Here is a 526-nt window from a genome sequence, read left to right on the forward strand (position 1 = left end):
AGAACCCGACCCGGCCGGGTGCTCCAACACCGCAGCCGGGATTCCTACATTCTCTCACTAGCCGAGGGTTCGTCACTCGGGCTCCGTGGTTGCTCAGAAACACCCTTGTAACTTCAAAGTAACGGTGGTGCTTTGGTGAGATATACGACCGTAATATAGACCTTGATACAAGAAAGAGACATATGAGATATGCGGGAAATTGGATGACTGCGGTTGATGACCGTATTCTAGAGTATCTATCTGAACACGAATCCGGATCACCTGCGAAAATGAAGCGGGAAGGTCCAATTCGATATTCTCGCCAGCAGGTCCACCGTCGGTGTAAGAAATTGACTGAAAATGGCCTTGTTAAACACTTAGGAAACGGTGTCTACATCATTACTGACGACGGTGAGGCGTACCTCGACGGTCGGCTCGACACCGAGAATTGGACTTACATCGACGACGACAGCGAGACCGTTGAAGCGCAGGACCCGACGAACGGCGAGGCCTCGAATGGAGGCACGACCTGAATGCGCGATTCTGT

General features: G+C 51.9%; 1 protein-coding gene. It reads left to right on the forward strand.

From position 1 onward, the window contains the following. Positions 1–182: 182 nt before the first annotated feature. Positions 183–512 (forward strand): helix-turn-helix transcriptional regulator, encoded by a 330-nt coding sequence (locus EXE45_RS21415; RefSeq protein WP_137694916.1) that lies wholly within the window; start codon positions 183–185, stop codon positions 510–512. Positions 513–526 lie beyond the last annotated feature (14 nt).

Origin of the sequence: Halorubrum sp. SP9, from assembly GCF_005435015.1 — an archaeon.
Taxonomy (GTDB): Archaea; Halobacteriota; Halobacteria; order Halobacteriales; family Haloferacaceae; genus Halorubrum; species Halorubrum sodomense.

Coding starts and splice junctions, on each gene's coding strand:
- EXE45_RS21415 (WP_137694916.1), top strand. CDS start 183: ATGAGATATGCGGGAAATTGGATGACTGCGGTTGATGACCGTATTCTA.